This is a genomic window from Streptomyces sp. 3-6 (assembly GCF_056323165.1).
This window is the reverse complement of record NZ_JBWHZP010000001.1, coordinates 448,599-466,967: the sequence shown is the minus strand read 5'-3', so window position 1 is coordinate 466,967 and position 18,369 is coordinate 448,599. Positions and strand designations below refer to the sequence as shown.

At 76.0% G+C, this 18,369-nt stretch carries 13 protein-coding genes and 1 pseudogene; 5 read left to right on the top strand and 9 right to left on the bottom strand.

The window, feature by feature from the left end; translation table 11 throughout:
* Positions 1–101: 101 nt before the first annotated feature.
* Genes AC02VZ_RS01925 through AC02VZ_RS01915 form a run of 3 tightly spaced genes read right to left on the bottom strand, consistent with a single transcriptional unit; the run spans position 102 to position 3,259 of the window.
* Positions 102–1,604: a bifunctional RNase H/acid phosphatase gene (locus AC02VZ_RS01925; protein WP_476474340.1), complete on the bottom strand. Its 1,503-nt coding sequence runs from the start codon at positions 1,602–1,604 to the stop codon at positions 102–104.
* Between the two features lie 12 nt (positions 1,605–1,616).
* A complete protein-coding gene (locus tag AC02VZ_RS01920) occupies positions 1,617–2,360 on the bottom strand; it encodes a zinc ribbon domain-containing protein (RefSeq protein ID WP_476474535.1) in 744 nt (247 codons plus the stop codon).
* Positions 2,357–3,259 carry a Nif3-like dinuclear metal center hexameric protein gene (locus AC02VZ_RS01915; protein WP_476474339.1) on the bottom strand — a complete coding sequence of 301 codons (903 nt, stop codon included), beginning with the start codon at positions 3,257–3,259 and terminating at the stop codon, positions 2,357–2,359. Before AC02VZ_RS01915 ends, AC02VZ_RS01920 begins: the two co-directional genes overlap by 4 nt.
* Before the next feature lie 538 nt (positions 3,260–3,797).
* Between AC02VZ_RS01915 and AC02VZ_RS01910 the strand changes: the two genes are divergently transcribed.
* Together AC02VZ_RS01910 and AC02VZ_RS01905 are read left to right on the top strand one after the other, a co-directional pair.
* Positions 3,798–5,177 carry a hypothetical protein gene (locus AC02VZ_RS01910; RefSeq protein WP_476474338.1) on the top strand — a complete coding sequence of 460 codons (1,380 nt, stop codon included), beginning with the start codon at positions 3,798–3,800 and terminating at the stop codon, positions 5,175–5,177.
* Positions 5,178–5,274: 97 nt separating this feature from the next.
* A complete protein-coding gene (locus AC02VZ_RS01905) occupies positions 5,275–5,442 on the top strand; it encodes a hypothetical protein (protein ID WP_362089226.1) in 168 nt (55 codons plus the stop codon).
* A gap of 139 nt (positions 5,443–5,581) precedes the next feature.
* Here AC02VZ_RS01905 and AC02VZ_RS01900 read toward each other — a convergent pair whose 3' ends face one another.
* The 3 genes and pseudogenes from AC02VZ_RS01900 to AC02VZ_RS01890 all read right to left on the bottom strand — a co-directional run bounded on the left by AC02VZ_RS01900 (position 5,582) and on the right by AC02VZ_RS01890 (position 9,408).
* A complete protein-coding gene (locus tag AC02VZ_RS01900) occupies positions 5,582–6,535 on the bottom strand; it encodes a MaoC/PaaZ C-terminal domain-containing protein (protein ID WP_476474337.1) in 954 nt (317 codons plus the stop codon).
* Positions 6,536–6,781: 246 nt separating this feature from the next.
* A pseudogene (locus AC02VZ_RS01895) lies at positions 6,782–7,573 on the bottom strand (class I SAM-dependent methyltransferase); the annotation flags it as partial.
* Positions 7,574–7,971: 398 nt separating this feature from the next.
* Positions 7,972–9,408, bottom strand: a complete 1,437-nt coding sequence (locus AC02VZ_RS01890; RefSeq protein ID WP_476474336.1) for an MFS transporter — start codon at positions 9,406–9,408, stop codon at positions 7,972–7,974.
* 425 nt (positions 9,409–9,833) lie between these two features.
* Here AC02VZ_RS01890 and AC02VZ_RS01885 point away from each other — a divergent pair, with 425 nt between their 5' ends.
* The 3 genes from AC02VZ_RS01885 (at position 9,834) to AC02VZ_RS01875 (ending at position 12,772) form a co-directional block, all read left to right on the top strand.
* Complete coding sequence (locus AC02VZ_RS01885; protein ID WP_476474335.1) at positions 9,834–10,484, top strand: class I SAM-dependent methyltransferase; 651 nt, start codon at positions 9,834–9,836, stop codon at positions 10,482–10,484.
* 324 nt (positions 10,485–10,808) lie between these two features.
* Entirely contained in the window at positions 10,809–11,798 is a 990-nt protein-coding gene (locus AC02VZ_RS01880; RefSeq protein WP_476474334.1) for an N-acetylmuramoyl-L-alanine amidase, read from the top strand.
* Between the two features lie 155 nt (positions 11,799–11,953).
* Complete coding sequence (locus AC02VZ_RS01875) at positions 11,954–12,772, top strand: hypothetical protein (RefSeq protein ID WP_476474333.1); 819 nt, start codon at positions 11,954–11,956, stop codon at positions 12,770–12,772.
* A 296-nt stretch (positions 12,773–13,068) separates the two neighbouring features.
* Here the strand turns inward: AC02VZ_RS01875 and AC02VZ_RS01870 are convergent, their stop codons facing one another.
* The 3 genes from AC02VZ_RS01870 to AC02VZ_RS01860 are packed head-to-tail and all read right to left on the bottom strand — an operon-like array spanning position 13,069 to position 18,364.
* A complete protein-coding gene (locus tag AC02VZ_RS01870; RefSeq protein WP_476474332.1) occupies positions 13,069–15,870 on the bottom strand; it encodes a multicopper oxidase domain-containing protein in 2,802 nt (933 codons plus the stop codon).
* Positions 15,867–17,423: a hypothetical protein gene (locus tag AC02VZ_RS01865; protein ID WP_476474331.1), complete on the bottom strand. Its 1,557-nt coding sequence runs from the start codon at positions 17,421–17,423 to the stop codon at positions 15,867–15,869. The genes AC02VZ_RS01870 and AC02VZ_RS01865 overlap by 4 nt, the downstream gene beginning before the upstream one ends.
* Positions 17,420–18,364 carry a helix-turn-helix transcriptional regulator gene (locus AC02VZ_RS01860; RefSeq protein WP_476474330.1) on the bottom strand — a complete coding sequence of 315 codons (945 nt, stop codon included), beginning with the start codon at positions 18,362–18,364 and terminating at the stop codon, positions 17,420–17,422. The genes AC02VZ_RS01865 and AC02VZ_RS01860 overlap by 4 nt, the downstream gene beginning before the upstream one ends.
* Positions 18,365–18,369 lie beyond the last annotated feature (5 nt).

The window sequence follows — 18,369 nt, the reverse complement described above, 5'->3', positions numbered from 1 at the left end:
TCGCGGCCCGGGCCCGCACCGGAGGGTTCCTGGCCGGCCCGGCCCGGCGCGGTCACGGCCGTCGCCGCACCGAACCGGGGGCTCGCGGTCCGGGGCCGCCGTCAGCGCAGGTGGGAGGTCTCGTTGAACAGGCGGACGCTGGCGTTGCCGTCGCCGTAGTAGGCGATCGCCGACAGGGAGGCCGCCGAGAGTTCCATGCGGAACAGGGCCTCGGGCGGGGCGCCGAGGGCGAGCCGGACCAGTGTCTTGATCGGCGTGACATGGGTGACGAGCAGGACCGTGCGGCCCGCGTGGGCGGCGATCAGCTTGTCGCGGGTGGCGGCGACCCGGGCGGCGGTGGCCGCGAAGCTCTCGCCGCCGCCGGTGGGTTCGGCGTCGGGTGAGGACAGCCAGGCGTTCAGGTCCTCGGGGTGACGTTCGCGGACCTCACCGAAGGTGAGGCCCTCCCAGGCACCGAAGTCCGTCTCACGCAGCCCCTCCTCGATCTGCACGTCCAGGCCCAGGCGGGCGGCGACGATCCGTGCGGTCTCCCGGGTCCGGGCGAGCGGGGAGGCGACGACCGCCTGCACGGTGCCGCGCCGGGCCAGGGCCGCGGCGACCCTTTCCGCCTGCTCCCGGCCGGCGTCGGAGAGGGACGGGTCGCTGCCACCGCTGCCCGAGAAACGCTTCTGCGGGGTCAGCGGCGTCTCGCCGTGCCGGAGCAGGACGAACGTGGCCGGCGGGCCCATGTCGGCGGGCCCCCAGCCCGAGCGGGGCGTGGCGACGGCCTCGGCGGCGCGCACGTCGGCTTCGGCCCCACCGGCGTCGGCCCCACCGGCATCAGCCCTCCCGGCGTCGGTCCCACCGGCGTCGGCCCCACCGGCGTCGGGCGTGGTACCCGGGCCGGCCTTCCCGGCCCCGGACGCCGGATCGGCCCCGGACGCTGGATCGGCCCCGGACGCTGGAACGGCCCCGGACGCGGGATCGGCCCCGCCGGCGGCACGGTCGTGGCCGGTGTCGGGGGCCGCCGGAGTCCGCGCCCGGGCGGCGGTCGTGCGGTCCCGCGCCGCGCCCTGTGCCAGGGCGGCCCGCGCCCGGGCGGCTCCTGCCGTCGCGTCGCCGGGCGGGCCGTCGGGCTCGGGGACCGCCGGGCGGACGGGCCGGGCGGCAGGGGTGTCCAGGTCGGCGGTGGAGGCCGAGGCGGACCACTGTTCCCCGCGGGCGCCCGCGTCCATCGCCTCGTTGGCGAGCCGGTCGGCGTGCTTGTTGCGCTCGCGCGGGATCCACTCGTAGGTGACCCGCTCCCGCGGGAAGATCCGCGCCGCCTCGGCCGCCAGCGGCTTCATGTCGGGGTGCTTGATCTTCCAACGGCCGGACATCTGCTCGACGACCAGCTTGGAGTCCATCCGGACGCGGACCACGGCCTCCGGGTCGAGGTCGCGGGCGGCGCGCAGGCCGGCCAGCAGGCCCCGGTACTCGGCGACGTTGTTGGTGGCGACGCCGATGTACTCGGCGGCCTCCGCCAGGGTCTCCCCCGTCGCCGCGTCTCTCACCACGGCCCCGTACCCGGCGGGCCCGGGGTTGCCCCGCGACCCGCCGTCCGCCTCGACGATGAACTCCCGCACCGGTGAAGCCCCTTACAGACCCGACTCGGCGGTGCGCACCAGGATGCGGCGGCAGTTCTCGCAGCGCACGACGGTGTCGGGGGCTGCCGCGCGGATCTCGCTCAGCTCGGTGATGGCGAGCTCCTGACGACAGCCCTGGCAGGAGCGGGCGTACAGCTTCGCCGCGCCGACGCCGCCCTGCTGCTCGCGCAGCTTCTCGTACAGCTTGAGCAGGTCGGCGGGGACGGACCCGGCGATGACCTCGCGCTCCTTGGTGGCGGCGGCGACCTCCCCGTCGATCTCCTCGCACGCGGCGTCCCGGCGGGCGGTGGCGTCGTCGATCTTCGCCTGGACGGAGGCGACCCGCTCGGTCAGCTCCCCGGCCCGCTCCTGCGCGGACTCGCGGCGCTCCATGACCTCCAGGACGACGTCCTCCAGGTCGCCCTGCCGCTTGGCGAGGGAGGCGATCTCGCGCTGGAGGTTCTCCAGGTCCTTCGGCGAGGAGACGGCACCGGAGTCGAGGCGCTGCTGGTCGCGGGCGGCGCGCTGGCGCACCTGGTCCACGTCCTGCTCGGCCTTGGTCTGCTCGCGGGCGCAGTCGCTCTCCTCGGTCTGCGCGGCCACCAGGAGGTCGCGCAGCTGGGTGAGGTCCTTGGTCAGCGACTCGATCTCGGCGTGCTCGGGGAGCGACTTCCGCTTGTGCGCCAGCTGCTGGAGGCGGACGTCGAGGTCCTGGACGTCGAGGAGTCGGATCTGGTCGGCGGGCGCGGCGTTCAGTTGGGGGCTCCAGAGGTGTCGGGATCGGAGGCGGCGCGCGGGGCGGCCCTCCGGGGGGTGGTGGACGACGGGTCGGCGGACGCCGCGTGGGCGGTCCAGGGGTCCGTGACCGTCCGGGACACGTGGACCCGCAGGCCCCAGCCGTGGCGGTCGGAGATCTCGTCGAGCTGGGCCGCCGCCAGCTCGCACCAGGGCCACTCGGTGGCCCAGTGGGCCGCGTCGAGCAGCGCGAGGGGGTGCTGGGCGCGGGCCTCGGACACCGGGTGGTGGCGCAGGTCCGCGGTGAGGAAGGCGTCCACCCCGGCGGCCCGTACGTCGTCGAAGAGGCTGTCGCCGGAGCCGCCGCTGACGGCGACCCTGCGCACCGTGGCGTCGGGGTCACCGGCGACCCGGATGCCCTGGGCGGTGGCGGGGAGCCGGGCGGCGGCCCGGTCGGCGAGTTCGCGGACGGTGACCGGCCGGTCGAGTTCGCAGACGCGGCCCAGGCCGCGCCGGCCCTCGGGGTCGGTCGGGTCCGGGACGAGCGGGCCCAGGACGCGCAGGTCCAGGGCACCGGCCAGCGCGTCGCTGACGCCCGGGTCGGCCTTGTCGGCGTTGGTGTGGGCGACGTGCAGCGCGATGTCGTTCTTGATCAGCGTGTGCACCACGCGGCCCTTGAAGGTGGAGGCCGCGACGGTGGTCGTCCCGCGGAGGTAGAGGGGGTGGTGGGTGACGAGCAGGTCGGCGCCCAGCGTCACCGCCTCGTCGACGATCTCCTGGACGGGGTCGACGGCGAACAGGACCCGGGAGACCTCCTGGCCGGGATCGCCCACGACGGTGCCGACCGCGTCCCAGGACTCGGCCCGTTCGGCGGGCCACAGGTTCTCCAGCGCGGTGATGACTTCAGACAGACGGGGCACGCAGCACAGGCTACCTGGCTGTTCGGCGCCGTCGTAACGGGATGTTCGACGGCGGTACGGCGGATGTTCCGGGCCGGGGGAACGGGCCCCGGAACCCGAGGCCGGCGGGACGGACCCGGGGGCGGCCGGCGTCACGGGCCGGCGGGACGGGCTCCGGGGCGGGCCGGCGTCACGGACCGGCGGGACCGGCCCCGGGTCGGGTCGGCGGGACGGGCCCCGGGTCGTGTGCGGACCGCCGGACTTCCTGGATCCCGCTGGTCGATCGGACGGAGCCGGGGCCAGGCGACCTGCGCGGTCAGCACAGGGCCCGGAGCAAGGACTCACGGCCGGAGCACGCGCGTTGCCCGGCCCGGCGCAGGGCCCGGGGACGGAGCACAGGCGTTGCCCGGCCCGGGGCCGAGGCTCGGGGCGGGAGCACACGCGTTCCCGCTTCCTCAGGCGAATCGATTCTGGAACACCCTTATGTGTGAAGCGGAGCGCCGCCGCTCCCCCGCCCGTGCGTGCGAAAACTACGTTCGTGGCCGGAGGTGACCGAACCATGACGGCCTGTGCGATCGAACCTGCGACCGGTCACGACGACGGGGCCGGGTCCCGGACCGGGCCGACGGGCTGCGCGATCACGGCGGACCGCTCCTACGCCGCGCGTCTCACGCCCGCCGACGGCTCCCCGGTCCCGGAGCGGTGGACCCTCGACGGCCCCGAGCCCTATGCGGTCCCCCTGCCGGGCAGCCGGCCCGAGGAGCCGGGCACCGAGGTCCAGCCGCTGAGCGACGGACGGGTGCTGATCCACCGGCCGGTGGCCGGGAGGCACGCCTTCTTCCTGCTCTACCCGACCGGTCCCGGCACCGGTGAGGTGCCGTTGGGCGCGGTCGAGTGCCCCGACGCCGGGACACGGCTGTGGCTGCTGCCGCCCGCGCCCGGCGGGGACCGGGCGTACGCGCTGGCCGTGGGCCCGCGGTCGACGACGGTGTGGATGGTGGCGGGCGGCGCGTTCGGGCCGGAACGGGTGGCCGACCTGCCGGGGCGCTGCTCGGGCGGGGTGTGGCTGGACCACGCGGGCCGGATGCTGGCGCTGGACCGGGAGACCGGCGGGCGCACCAAGGCGGTCGTGGTGGACCTGGAGCGGGACGGCGAGGTGTCGCCGCTGCTGCAGATCGCGGCCGGGAGCGACGACCGGGTCCTGCTCGCCGACCCGGACAGCGGGCTGCTGCTGATCAGCTCGGACGCGCCCTCGCCGGGCACGCCCCGCGTGGGCTGGGGTGTGCTGGGCAGCACCTTGCCGGTGCGGTTCCCGGAGTGCCTGCGGATGCCGGACTGCGTGGTCACGCCGTTCGCGATCCAGCCGGGCCAGGTGCTCACGCCGGAGGGCTGTGCGGTGGCGCTGCGCCTCGACGGTCCGTTCGGCAGCTGGGTGGGGCTGTGGCGGCCGGCCGAGCGGCAGGTCCGTCACCTCCCGGCGCCGGAGGGGTGGCTGACCGGCACCGGCTGGTGGACGGAGGACGGGGTGCTGGGCCTTCCGTACGCCACCCGGGACGTGCCGTGCGGGGTGGCGCGGGTCCGGGCGCCGTCACCGGAAGCGGGCCGGGACGGGACGGACGGCGGCACGACCGGGGCACACGACGCGAACGGAGGCGACGGCGGGAACGGCGGCGAGGTGTCGGACACCGCGCCGGGTGCCCCGGGGGCGTCCGGGACCTCGAAGGGGCCGGGAGCCGCGGGGGCGGCGGCGGGGCAGGGCACCGGCACGGAGACCGGGGCCGGGGTGCCCTCCGGGGCGTCGTCCGGAGCCTTCGGAGGGACCCCCGGAGGGGGACCCGGAGGGGGACCCGGAGCGTCCGCTTCCCTCCCCGTCGCCGCCTGCGCGCCGCGGCCCGTTCCGCTCCAACAGGCGCCCCTGGCACGGCTTGTAACGAAGTAGTGGCGGTCGGTGCGTTCGCCTGGATCCGGGGGGTCGGGTGCCGGTTAGACTCGCCCGGCTGTAGGAAAGATCAGTATGACGGGGTGAATTCTTCTCGATGAACGACGCCATGACGCAGCAGGCGCCGACCGCCGACGGCGGGCAGGTCGCCCCCGGCCACGGCAAGCACCGCGGGCCGGTCTCCATGCAGGACGGCGACACTGCTCCGCGCGGACGTCACCGCAGGCCGGTGGAGGAGCAGGAGCGCACCGAATCGGCCGCCTGACGCAGCAACACCGTGGGGAAACGACACGGTTCGGCCCCGCCCGTCGTACGACGGGCGGGGCCGGACCCGTTCCGGGCGGAGCCGTGGTGCGCCACCGGCCCGCCGGCCGGCCGCGCACCCGACCGGCCGACGGCGGCGTTCAGCCGGCCACGACGGTGGTGCCGACGAGGACGGGCGCGTCGTCCCGCTCCACCACGCCGACGGTCACGCGTACCCGACGCGTCGCTGCCCGGAGCGCCTCCCAGGCCGCTCCCCCGGCCGCCGTCCCCGCCCCTCTGCCGGGCGGGTCCGCGCCGGCGCCCCGCCCCCCGGCGTCCGTCGCCCGGTGGATGCGGATCCGCAGGGTCTCGCCCGGGTACACCACTCCGGTGAAGCGGGCGGTGACGGCCCGGACGCGGGTGACGTCGCCGCCGAGGACGGTGTCGACGACGGCCTTGAGGGTCATGCCGTAGGTGCACAGGCCGTGCAGGACGGGCCGTTCGAAACCGGCGCGGGCGGCGAACTCGGGGTCGGCGTGCAGGGGGTTGCGGTCGCCGGTGAGGCGGTAGAGGAGGGCCTGGTCCTCCCGCACGGGGCGTTCCACGACCAGATCCGGTTCCCCGGCGGGCGCTCCGGGGCGGGCGGAGGGCCCCCGGTCGCCGCCCCAGCCGCCCTCGCCGCGGATGTGGACCTCGGCCTCGTCGGTCCACAACGGCCCGTCGGCGTCCGCCACTTCGGTACGCATCACCAGGACGGCCGCCGTGCCCTTGTCGTGCACCGCGACGATCCGGCGGGTGGCGGTCGCCCTGCCCTCGACGGGCAGCGGGCGGTGCAGGGTCAGCGTCTGGCCGCCGTGCAGCACGCGGGCGAGGTCCACGTCCACCCCCGGCAGGGACAGCGCGCCGATCACGCCCGGCGGCCCGCCGCCCGCGACGGTGGCGAAGCCGGGCAGCACGCGCAGTCCGCGTTCGAGGGTGTAGCGCAGTTCTCCCGGGTCGGTGGCGGGAACACCGGCCCCGATGGCGAGGTGGTAGAGCAGGACGTCCTGGACGCCCCAGGCGATCTCACCGGTCCGTGGCCGGGCGGCGAGCGCCTCGGCTGGGTCGACGGGCATGGGACAGATCCTCCTCCGCTCCTTCTCCGCTCCTCCTCGCGCGGCCGGACCTCCGGCACGGGGAGGGGCTTTCGGGCTGCTCTCCGGGCCGCTTCACCGGTTCCGGGGGCCGGGGGTGCCGGTGTCGCGAGGGCTGGAGGCGCCGGCGTCCCGGCGGCCGAAGGTGCTGACGTTCCCGGCGCCGGAGGTGCTGACGTTCCCGGCGCCGGAGGCACCGGTGTTCCGGAAGCCGGAGGCCCCGTTGCTCCCCTGCTCGGGGCGCCGGAAGAGGCCGGCCCACAGGAAGTCCTTGCCGAAGACCGGCGCCTCCTCGCACTCCTCGCGCATCCGGCCCAGTTCGACCTCCGTCAGACCGGAGAAGATCCGGCGCAGGGACACGTCCGTGTAGGCGAGCCCGCCCCGCAGACCGCCCCCCGTGTAGAACGCGGCGTCCGGGAGTTCCGAGCCCATGCCGCCGGCGGCGAAGCAGGTGAGGGCGAAGTGGCCGCCCGGCGCGAGGACGCGGTCCAGGAGGGCCAGGTAGGTGATCCGGCGGTGCGGGGGCAGGTGGTGGAGGCAGCCGGAGTCGTACACGAGGTCGTAGGGACCGGTCAGCGGGGCCGTGTCGCCGTCCCCGTTGCTGCCGGGGGCGGTCGCCGCGGTCGCGCGTACCCCAGTCAGGGCGAAGGCGTCCCCGCAGTGGAAGCGGAGACGGTCCGCCCGCCCCGCCTCCGCCGCCCGCTCCCGGGCCCAGGCGAGGGCGGCCGGGGACAGGTCGACCGCGTCCACGTCGTAGCCCCGGGCCGCCAGGTACAGCGCGTTGCGTCCGGGTCCGCAGCCGAGTTCCAGCGCCCGGCCCCCGGTGAGGAGTCCCCGCTCCACGCAGGACACGAGGTGCGCGTCGGGTTTCGCGGCGAAGAACGGCACCGGGCGGGAGCGGTCGGCGTAGAAGCCGTCCCACCAGGCGGCGCCCCGGTCCGTCCACCGGTCGGCCTCCGGTGCGAACAGGGTGTCCAGCAGGTCCAGTACGTCGTCGACAGTGCGCGTGCTCCGGTCCATCCGGTCCCCTTTCGAGAGAGGGCAACACTATCGCCGGAAGCGAGAAAACCCCAGGTCAGAGCAGCTTTGAGCGAGCGAGGGGAAGGGCCTGGGCGGGCCGTTGCAGGGCGGTCGGCGGGTGGTGGGCGGCCCCTCCCTGTCCCCGTGGGAAACTCGCTCACGGACGGCACCGAAGGCCGTCCGGACCGGTTCTCCGGTGGCCCGAGGGACGCTTTCCCGGGTTCTCCCGGTGAGTGCGCCGAACTCCCGCATGCCCCGCACCGACGGGTCTGGCGGGACCCGTTTCCGTGGACATCGGGGGGCGGGGGCCGGCCCGGTTCCGTCGGTACGGGGCCGTCGAACGCGGGGTTTGCGGTTCCGTCAGTGCGGGGCCGTCGAACGCGGGGTTTGCGGTTCCGTCAGTGCGGGTCCGTCGCCCTCCTCGGCAGCCACAGCCACATCAGCAGGGCACCGGCGAGGAGGACCGCCGTGCCGGTGCGGAAGGCGAGGGCGTAGCCCTCCGTCAGGGCTTCCGGGCTGCCGCTGCCGCCGGTGCGGGAGGCGGCGATGGTCGACATCACCGCGAGGCCCAGGGAACCGCCCATCGTGCGGGAGGTGTTGATCATCCCGGAGACCAGACCGGCCTCCTCGGGGGCAGCGCCACCGGTGGCGACGCTGGCGAGCGGGGTTCCGGCGAGACCCGCGCCCAGCATCATCAGGATGCCGGGGAACATGATCGCCGTCAGGTACGTCCCGTCGGCGGTCATCGTCGACTGCCAGGCGAAGCCCGTCACCGCCACCAGGGTGCCGAGCACGGCGACGGCGCGGGACCCGAGCCGGCTCATCAGGCGGGGCGCCAGCTTGGACCCGAAGACCACGGCGAGGGAGCTGGGCACCAGCGCCAGCCCGGCCTCCAGCGGGGTGTAGCCGAGGACGTTCTGCGCGTACAGGGTCATGAAGAACCACATGCAGAACATCGCCGAGCCGGACAGGAACATCCCCACGTTGGCCGACGACACCGAGCGCAGCCTCAGCAGGCCCAGCGGCATCAGCGGGGCCCGGGTGCGGGCCTCCACGAGCAGGAACAGGACGATCAGCAGCAGGCCGACGGTGAGGGGGACCAGGGTGGCGGTGGCGGCCCACCCCTCGGCCTCGGTCTGCGAGATGCCGTAGGCGAGGGTGGCGAGGCCGCCGGTGACCAGGAGCGCGCCGGGCAGGTCGAGGCGGCGCCCGTCCCCGGCCCGGCTCTCCGCCAGCCAGGCCAGGGCACCGGCCAGCACGACCGCGCCCACCGGCACGTTGATCAGCAGGACCCAGCGCCAGGACAGCAGGTCGACCAGCACCCCGCCGACGAATCCGCCGGCCGCGCCGCCTCCGGCGCCGACGGCGGTCCAGGTGGCGATCGCCCGGGCGCGGGCGGCGCCCTCCGGCACGGCCTCGGTGACGATGGTCAGCGTGGACGGGGCGAGGACGGCCGCCCCGAGGCCCTGCACGGCCCGCGCCAGGAGCAGCTGCCAGCCCTCCACCGCCAGTCCGCCGGCCAGGGAGGCCAGGGTGAAGAGGGTGAGGCCGACCAGGAACATCCGCTTGCGGCCGAAGAGGTCGCCCGCGCGCCCGCCGAGCAGCATGAATCCGGCGAAGGCGATCGCGTACGCGTTGACGACCCACTGCAGGCCCTGCTCGCTCAGGCCGAGGCCGGTCCGCATCGACGGCAGGGCGACGTTGACGACGGAGACGTCGAGCACGACGAGGAACTGCCCCGCGCACGCCAGCGCCACCACCATCCAGGCGGGAGGTGAGGAACGGCGGCGGGCGGTTTCGGCGGAGGCTTCCTGGGCGTCGAGCATGAGGGCCATGTTCTCAAGCGACGGATGCCCGGTGCATCGGGATTTCGCCGGGCGGGTCCTCGGCCCGGAGTCCTAGGTCCGGGGCGGGGGTCGGGCGCGGGGGTGCTGGGGCGAGGGCGGGGGCCGGGCGCAGGGGTGCTGGGGCGGGGGCGGGCGCGGGGGTGCAAGGGGTGCTGGGGCGGGCCGGACGCGAGGGCGGACGGGCGCGCGGGCGTGCCGGCGGGGTGTCGGCAGACGGGCGGGACGCGTCGGCGGCCCGGCGCGGGGTGCCGGCGGACGGGCGGGAGGTGCCGGTGGCGGGCCCGGACGGAGGGGTGCGGCCCGCCACCGGTCCCGCTACCGACCGGTACCCCTGTCGTCCGGCCTCCCGGCCGGTAGGGCAGCATGGCGCCCGGAAGACAGCGAGACCCGAGTGACCACCCGAGAGGACGGCGATGGCGCCGGCACCCGAGCCCGAGATCCTGGCCGCGTTCGAGGCGGCGAAGGGCTTCATGCCCGTGGACGAGGGCCTGGCCCTGTACGCGGCGGCCGTGGAGGCCGGCTGGCTGGGCCTGCCGCTGCTCGAGGTCGGCACCTACTGCGGGCGCTCCACGCTGCTCCTGGCCGACGCGGCCCGAGCCGCCGGAGTGACCGCGCTGACCGTGGACCACCACCGCGGCAGCGAGGAGCAGCAGCCCGGCTGGGAGTACCACGACCCGGAGACGGTCGACCCCGCGCTCGGGGTGATGGACACGCTGCCCTCGTTCCGCCGGACCCTGTACCGGGCCGGTCTGGAGGAGCACGTGGTGGCCCTGGTGGGCCGTTCCCCTCAGGTCGCGGCGCTCTGGAACAGCCCGCTCGGCCTGGTGTTCGTCGACGGCGGCCACACCGACGAGCACGCCACCGCCGACTACGAGGGCTGGGCACCGCACGTCGCCGAGGGCGGTCTCCTCGTCATCCACGACGTCTTCCCTGACCCGGTCGACGAGTTCACCGGCCAGGCCCCCTACCGCGTCCACCTGCGCGCCCTCGCCTCCGGCGCGTTCACCGAGGTCTCCGCGACGGGCTCCCTGCGGGTGCTGCGCCGTACCGGGCCGGGCATCTGACGCGTCCGGAGCGGGCCCCCTGTCCCGACGACCGGGACATTCCGGGGCGCGCGGCGGCCGGGACGTGAGGCCCGGCGGCCGGGACGTGGGGCGGCGAAGTCCGAGCCCGGCCTCCGGGACGTGGGCGCACGGGTGGCCCGCCCTGTCGCACGGCGGTCGTCCCGTCGTCGCGTCCCGTCGTCGCGACTCGTCGCATCGCGTCGCCGCATCGCGTCGTCACGTCGTCACGTCCTCGCCTCGTCACGTCCTCGCGTCGCCGGTCGTCGCATCGCGTCGTCGGGTGATGAGCCCGTGGGGCCGTCCCGTGGCCGTTAGGGTGGCTCCGTGTCGTACACCGGTCCCGATTTCGATCCGTCCCCGCCGTCGAACTCCCGGCGGCGCCCGCTGACCGTGGCGGTCGCCGCGCTCGTGCCCGGGGCGCTGCTGGGGTGGGCCGTCTACGCGGCCGTGGGCGGTCCGGGCGACGACGGGGGCAACGGGGACGTCGCGGCGGCCTCGTCCGCGTCCGCTCCGGCCTCGCCGGCGGAGCCGTCCCCGTCCGGGGCCTCCGCGTCGGGGTCCGACGGCCCGGACGACGGGACGCCGAGCGCCTCCGCGAGCACGTCCCCCTCCGCCCGGGCGTCCGCGCCGGCCGGGTCGGGCGCGTTGAAGGGGAAGGTCGTCGTCATCGACCCGGGGCACAATCCGGGCAACTTCCAGCACACCGCCGAGATCAACCGCCAGGTGGACATCGGGACGAACCGGAAGGAGTGCGACACCACCGGGACCGCCTCCAACGACGGTTACCCGGAGGCGAGGTTCACCCTCGACCTCGCCCGCCGGATGCGCGCCCTCCTGGAGGAGCAGGGTGCCACGGTCAAGCTGACGCAGGACGCCGACCGGCCGTTCGGGCCGTGCATCGACGAGCGGGCGCGGATCGGCAACGAGGCGAAGGCCGACGCGGTCGTGTCGCTGCACGCGGACGGGGCGGGTGCCGGGCAGCGCGGTTTCCACGTCATCCTGCCGGGCGCCGTCCACGCCGGCGAGGCCGACACCCGCGCGATCGTGGGCCCTTCGCGCGAACTCGGTGAACGCATCGCGGGCCACTTCGTCCGGGTCACCGGCAACGCGCCGTCCAACTACGTCGGCGGCGGCACCGGTCTCGTCACACGGAAGGATCTGGGCGGTCTCAATCTGTCAACGGTTCCCAAGGTGTTCGTCGAGTGCGGCAACATGCGCGACAGCGAGGACGCCGCGCTGCTGACCAGTGGCGCCTGGCGGCAGAAGGCGGCGCGGGGGATCTCCGAGGGAATCGTGAGTTTCCTGCGCGGGTAGAGGTCGGCGCGCTGATCCGGGCGGACAGCCCCCGTGTGCGGACGGTAGTGTCCTCCTACGATGAGGGGTCACCCCCGCGCTTCACACCGGAGCCTGAGGGCGACAAGGTGACAGCGACGCCTCTTCCGACGACGAGACGACACGAAGGACCTGAAGTGAATATCCGCTCCCTCACTCGAGGCGACGGCGTGGTGATCGGAGCAGCGGTATTGCTGTTCATCGCGTCGTTCCTCGACACGTTCGGCGGCGACGGCGACGACATCCCCAACGCCTGGGACAACCTCGGTCTGGTGATGAGCGTGTACATCGCCGGCATCGCCGGTGCGGCCCTCATCGTCGTGGCCCGCGCGCTGCCCCAGCCGCCCAAGGTCGCCGGTCTCGACCTGGGCCAGTTCGGTGTGGCCCTGACGGTCTTCGCCGCGTGGACCGCCTTCTGGTCGATCATCGACCCGATGGGGGCCTTCAACGAGTTCTTCTCCCGCCTGAGCACCAGTGAGCCGGACGCCGGCGCCGGTCTCATCCTCGGTCTGATCGCGGCTCTGGTGCTGGCCGCCGCGGCGATCGCCACCCCGCTGGTGCCCGCCCTGAAGGGGGCGCTCATCCCGGCCGCCCGTCCCGCGGCCCCGCAGCCCTACGGTGCGCAGCCGCCCGGCGGTTACGGCTACCCGGGTGCGCCGCAGCAGGCGTCCTTCGGCGGTCAGCCGCAGCCGGGACAGCCCGGTCAGCAGCCGTTCCCGGGCCAGCCGCAGGGTCAGCCGGCCGCTCCGCCCGCCGGTGACTTCTCGCCGTTCTGGTTCGCCGTGCCGGTGGCCCGCCCGCTGTTCGCGGAGGACGGTTCGCCCGCCCCGATCGCCGAACTGGCGCCCGGTACCTGGTACCTGGCGGTCGAGCAGCGCGGTCAGGCGCTCGTCGCCCAGACTCAGGACGGCCGCCGCGGTGTCCTCCAGGACACCTCGGGCATCCAGCGCGGCTGAGCCCGGCACGGCCCGGCCCGGCCCGCAGTTCGTCACGGCCCCTCGCCCCTCCGGGCGGGGGGCCGTTGCCGTGCGTACGGTCGACGCCCGGTTTCGCTGACGCATCGTCAGGGGACCGGTGCCCGGCCGGGCGTGGGCCGGTCCCCCGCTCGGGGCCGCCGGGGCCGCGTCCGCGTCCCCTCCCCGGTCACGTTCCGCCGGCCGGGGAGGCGGAGCCGGCCCCGGTCCCGGACCGAGCACCGCCCCGTCCCGGATCGAGCACCGCCCCGGCTCGTGCGCCGCCCCGTCGGAGCGGGTCAGCGCACCCGGAAGACGCCGTGGGCGCCCCGTTCCGCGTCGGTCATCGCGTGGGTGACGAACGGGTAGGTGCCCGCCTCGGGGAAGGTCAGCTCGACGAACCCGCCGGCGGCGGGTGCCAGGTCCAGGACCTGCGCGCCGCCGTGCTCGGCGCCGCCCGGGCGCAGTGCGTAGGCGCCCTCGCGGAAGACGGTGTCGAACTGCCCGCCGACGACGTGGAAGGAGCTGGGCAGGTTGGGGCCCGCGCTCAGCACCCAGACGCGGACCCGTTCTCCGGCACGGGCCGTGAGCGGATCGTGGTCGTACTGGTTGGCGTACCCGTTGAAGGCGACCAGGTCGGACTCCTTGGCGTTGACCTTGTCCGGGTCGGCGGTGCCGTTCCGGGCGCCCAGGTAGAACTCGGACTGGACGAGGACGTACTCGCGGTCGGCGTCCGGCAGACCGGGCGGGTCGATGATCACGGCGCCGAACATGCCGTTGGCGATGTGCAGCGACATCGGCATGGTGGCGCAGTGGTACATCCAGATGCCGCTGCGCGTCGCCGTGAAGCGGTACGTCAGGGACTGCCCCGGCGGGAGGGTGCGCATCGGCCGGTCCGGGGCGAGCGCCCCGGCGTGGAAGTCGACGGAGTGGCCGATGGTGCCGTCGTTGACCAGGGTGATCTCGAAGGTGTCGCCGACCCGGCCGCGCAGCACGGGGCCGGGTGCCGTGCCGCCGAAGGTCCACAGCCTCTGCCGGACGCCGGGGGCCACCTCCGTCACCTTCTCCGTGACGGTGAGGGTCCGCCGGTGCAGCCGGGGGCCGGACGCGGGGGCGAGCGGCGGCAGTGCGGCCTCGCGTGCGCGGAAGCCGGGGGCGGGCTCGGCCATCGGGTCGAACGCCTCGGCGGCGGAGGGAGCTTCGGACGTGTCCCCGGTACCGCCGTCGGTGGGGTCGGTGCCGCCCTTGTGGGTTCCGGTGCCGGCGTGGTGGTCGTCCGCCGTGCCTGTGCCTGTGCCTGTGCCGGTGACGCGGACGGCGAGCACCATGCCCATCTGCCGGTGACCGACGACCGAGCACCAGCCCGACAGGTTCCGGCCGACGACGCCCGCGTCCAGGGTGGCCCGTTCGCCGGGGCGGAGCCGGTCGGTACGGGCGCCGGTCTCCAGCACCAGATCGTGGGTGTCGGTCCCGGTGTTGTGCAGCCGGATCACCAGCCGGTCCCCGGCGGGCACCTCGACGGTGGCGGGGGCGAACCGCATGCCCCGGACGGTCACGTCGGCGGTGGTGGTCCGGCCCGTCGGCCGCACCTCGCCGTCGCCGTCGGAGGTCGTGGCGGCCGACCCCGCGACCACCGGAAGCGACCGTACGTCCATCGCGCCGCCGCCCGCGACCGCCAGCATCACCACCGCGAGCCCGGACGCGACGCCGCCGAGGACCCGGTGGCCGGACGCGGAACGGCCGGGAGGGGACGGAGGGGGCGGGGCGGGAGAGGACGGAGGGGGCGGGGCGGGAGACGACGGCGGGGGCGGGGCGGAAGCGGGGCGTCCGGGCGATGCCGTGCGGCGGGTCCGCAGACCGCGGGCGACGGTGTGCACCAGCAGCACGAGGAAGTGCAGCAGCACCAGCAGCAACAACGCCGAGCAGGCCACCCTCACCATGGACGGCACCGGCAGCACGCAGAGCAGCAGTGCCGTGTTGGTGACGGTCAGCCGGGCCGGCCAGGCCCGTTCGAGTCCGGCCGTGGCGGCGCGTACGGCCGCCGGACCGCCGCCGAGGACCACCGGGACGAGGAAACTGAGGGCGCCGAGCAGCACCTGGGCGATCCAGCCCGCGGCCAGCGGCGCCGTCAGCAGGGACGTGCGGGAGGCGACCGTCGCCCACGAGCCGGAGGACAGCAGGGCGGCCGTCAGGGCGATCAGGGACCCGGTGAGCCAGACGGCGCCCGCGGCGACCGACCAGGCCGCGAAGGAGCGCGGGGCCTTGGCACGGGCCTCGCGCAGCCAGGGCCGGCCCGCGACCACCAGCCCGACGGTGTGGAGGACCACGCCGGGGGCGACCAGGGGCGGCGGGGCGAGCAGCGCGGCGGCCACGGCCAGGACGAGGCCCGCGACCAGGACGGGCAGCGCGCGCCGGCCCGCCCGTTCGGCGCCGTCGGCGACCCTGGTGCGCAGCATCGTCGGCCAGAGGGTGATGAGCGTGCCGGCCACGGTGAGGCCGATCCAGCCGAGCAGGTTGACCATCTCGTGGGCGAGCAGCACCCGTTCGCGAAGGTCGCCGGGGAGGTCGCCGCGCGCCAGGACGACCCCGAGGGCGGCGCCGACCGGCAACAGGGCCGAGGCCGCCGCGTAGTAGCGCACGGTCATCGCGAACCGGCCCGGCAGGGCCCGCCGCAGCAGCCGGACCAGCCACACGGCGTGGGCGGCGACCGCGCCGGCGACCAGGGCCGCGCCGACGAGGACGACGGGCAGGCGCCCGGTGAGCAGCCCGGTGATCACGCCCACCGCGCCGGCGTTGAAACACGCCAGCCGCAGAAGCGCGGGCGCCCCCCGGTTCGCCTCGGGCAGCCGCAGCACGGAGGCGGCGAAGTGCCCGGACCAGATGATGACGGCGTTGCTGACGGCGCCCAGGAGCAGCAGGTGGACGAGGAGCCAGCGGGCGTGCGGCACGAGGTGGTGGGCGGCGCCGACCGCGGCGAACAGGGCGAGCCACGCGACGACGACCGCGTTCACCCCGAGGTGCCAGAGGGCCCGCGGGGACCGTCCGGGCGGCTGCGGGGCGGGGCCGCCGGACCGGGAGGGGAAGGACGGGCTCGTGGTCATCGGGACGTCCTCGGCCGGTCGGTGTCGGGGGTGGGGGCGGTGCCGGGGGTGGGGGCCGGGGCGGGGGCTGGGTCCGTTTCCGGGTCCGGGTCGGGTGCGGAGGCCGGGGTCGGGGCCGGTGGGGGGCCCAGAACCGGAGCCGGCCCGGGAGGGGAAGCCGGGACCGGGCCCGTGTCCGGAGCGGAGGCCGGGGCCGAGTCGGCCTCCGGGGCGGGGGCCGGTGCGGGGGCCGGCCCTCGGGCGGAGTCCGGCACCGGGGCGGCGCCGGACGTCCGGTCCCTGCCGTCCCTGCCGTCCCTGTCGTCCCTGTCGTCCCTGTCGTCCCTGTCGTCCCTGTCGTCCTCCCGCCGGGCGTGGTCCTCCGGGCCGGCCCGGTTGCCGCTCCGGGTCGCCCGGACCGATGCCGTCGCCGCCGTCACGGCGAACAGCAGGACCGCGGCGATGTTGAGCGCGCCGCCGAGCCGCCAGGCCGTCTCCGTGTCCCGCAGGTCGCCGAGGAACACCCGGAGGACCAGGGAGAGGTGGAGCAGCCAGGCGGCGACGCTCATCGCCGGGTGGTGGGGCAGGGGGCGGCGCAGCACCGCGGGGAGGATCACCGGCGCGTGCGCCATGATCATGGACATCACGAAGCCGAGGAACACGGCGTGCACCACCGCGTCGTAACGGGTCCCGTCCGTGACCGGCCCGGTGACCAGCCACAGCGTGCCCGCGAGTGCCAGCCAGCCGTAGCCGACCAGCAGGCATCCGGCGGTGAAGCGGGGCAGTCCGGTGGACCGCAGGAGCCGACGGGCCACGTCGTGCAGGAGCAGCCAGGCGACCAGCGCGAGGAGTGCGGCGCCCAGCAGCAGCGTGCCCGGGGCGGGCCACATGAGGGTGGCGGCCACACCGGCGGCCACGGCCGCGACGCAGGCCAGGAAGGCCGGTTCGGCGGCTGGGGCGAGGGCGGCCACCCGGGCGAGTTCCAGGCGCTCCCCCGCGATGGTGAGGACGAGGAAGGCGACCAGCCAGGGCAGCAGGCGCGGCACGTCCAGGCCGCCGAGCCACAGCAGGGCTCCGCCCAGCGCGCAGACGGCGCCCGCGCCCTGCGCCACCAGGGCGGCACTCGGCTGGCGGCGCCAGAAGCGCACGTACAGGGCGACGAGCGCGGCGCACCCGGCGACGAGCAGCAGCCGGGGGACGACCGGGTCGACGGGGGTGAGCAGCAGCAGGCCGCCCGCGCCGAGGAGGCCGGGGGCGACGCAGGGCCACCGGCCGCCCAGGGCGACCGCGCGTTCCAGGGCCACCAGCGTGCCGGCGAAGCCGAGGACGAGCAGGACGCCGTGCACCGACGGCAGCCGGTCGCCGGTGACCGGGGCGGGCAGGTCGAGCAGGACGAGGGCGGCGTCGAGCCCGGCGAGCAGACAGAGCCCGGCGGCCAGCAGGAACGGCACCCGCCGGGCGCCCGTCCGCCGGGCGGCGCGGTCGGTGGTGCCGTGGGCGGCGCCCCGGGCGGGACGGTCGGCGGCCCCGTCGACGGCAGTCCCGTCGACGGCGGGGCCGCCGCCCGGGGTCACCGGAACTCCTCGACCGCGCCGGAGGAGCGCGCGGGATCCGCGGGGTCTGCGGGATCCGCAGGATCCGCAGGATCCACGAGGTCCGGGGCGCCCGACGGACCCGGGCCGGCGGCAGGGCCGGCGGCACCGTCGCGTCCGGCCGGCCCCGAGGGACCGTCGTCCACGTCCGGGGGGCCGGCCGCGTGGGGGCCGCCGGGCGTCGCCGGGGTGGTGGTGGCGTCGGTGGCGGTGGCGGCCGGCGGGTGCGGGGGCCGTCGCAGTCCGTTGCGGCCGGTGGCCAGGTGCAGCCGGCAGGCGTCGGGCTCGGCGAACGGGAGGAGCTCGACGTCCTGGGGCGCACCGCCCAGCGCGGCGAGGGCGGCCCGGGTCAGTCCCTCGTGGACACCGCAGATCACACCGGGGTGCTCGCGGGCGGTCTCCACGAAGGGGCAGCGCGGCAGCCGGACCCGGCGGGCCTCGTCGTCCGCCTCGGGAGCGAAACCGATCTCCTCCAGCAGGTCCAGCACCCGGCGCCGCGCCTCCTCCGGGTCCGTGCTCGGCTCCTGCCCGGCGGTGAGGACGCGCCCCCAGTCCTCGCCCGCCGCGAGGGCGTCCGCCCGGGGGGCGGTGCTGGACCGGGCGATCCGGGCGGCCAGCACGGCGGCGAGACCGGCGTACTCCCGTGCGGGCGACGCCTGCGGGGGACGGGCCCGGTAGAGCCGGGCGGGGCGGCCCCGGCCGGCGGGGGCGGCCCGCTCCCGGACGGCGAGGCCGTCGTCGACCAGGGCGTCCAGATGCTCCCGGACCGTGTTGACGTGCAGCGCGCACACCTGTGCCAGCGCCGTGACCGTCACCGGGCCGGACTGCCCGCGCAGGTACTGCAGGACACCACGCCGCTGCCGGGACAGCGGCACCCGGTTCGCGCCACTGCCGGGAAGCGGTCCGTTATTTTCCACGGTCATGCCCG

Excerpts from the sequence above, each read along its gene's own strand:
- AC02VZ_RS01910 (WP_476474338.1), top strand. The coding sequence starts at position 3,798 with ATGACGGCCTGTGCGATCGAACCTGCGACCGGTCACGACGACGGGGCC.
- AC02VZ_RS01905 (WP_362089226.1), top strand. The coding sequence starts at position 5,275 with ATGAACGACGCCATGACGCAGCAGGCGCCGACCGCCGACGGCGGGCAG.
- AC02VZ_RS01900 (WP_476474337.1), bottom strand. The coding sequence starts at position 6,535 with ATGCCCGTCGACCCAGCCGAGGCGCTCGCCGCCCGGCCACGGACCGGT.
- AC02VZ_RS01890 (WP_476474336.1), bottom strand. The coding sequence starts at position 9,408 with ATGGCCCTCATGCTCGACGCCCAGGAAGCCTCCGCCGAAACCGCCCGC.
- AC02VZ_RS01885 (WP_476474335.1), top strand. The coding sequence starts at position 9,834 with ATGGCGCCGGCACCCGAGCCCGAGATCCTGGCCGCGTTCGAGGCGGCG.
- AC02VZ_RS01870 (WP_476474332.1), bottom strand. The coding sequence starts at position 15,870 with ATGACCACGAGCCCGTCCTTCCCCTCCCGGTCCGGCGGCCCCGCCCCG.
- AC02VZ_RS01860 (WP_476474330.1), bottom strand. The coding sequence starts at position 18,364 with ATGACCGTGGAAAATAACGGACCGCTTCCCGGCAGTGGCGCGAACCGG.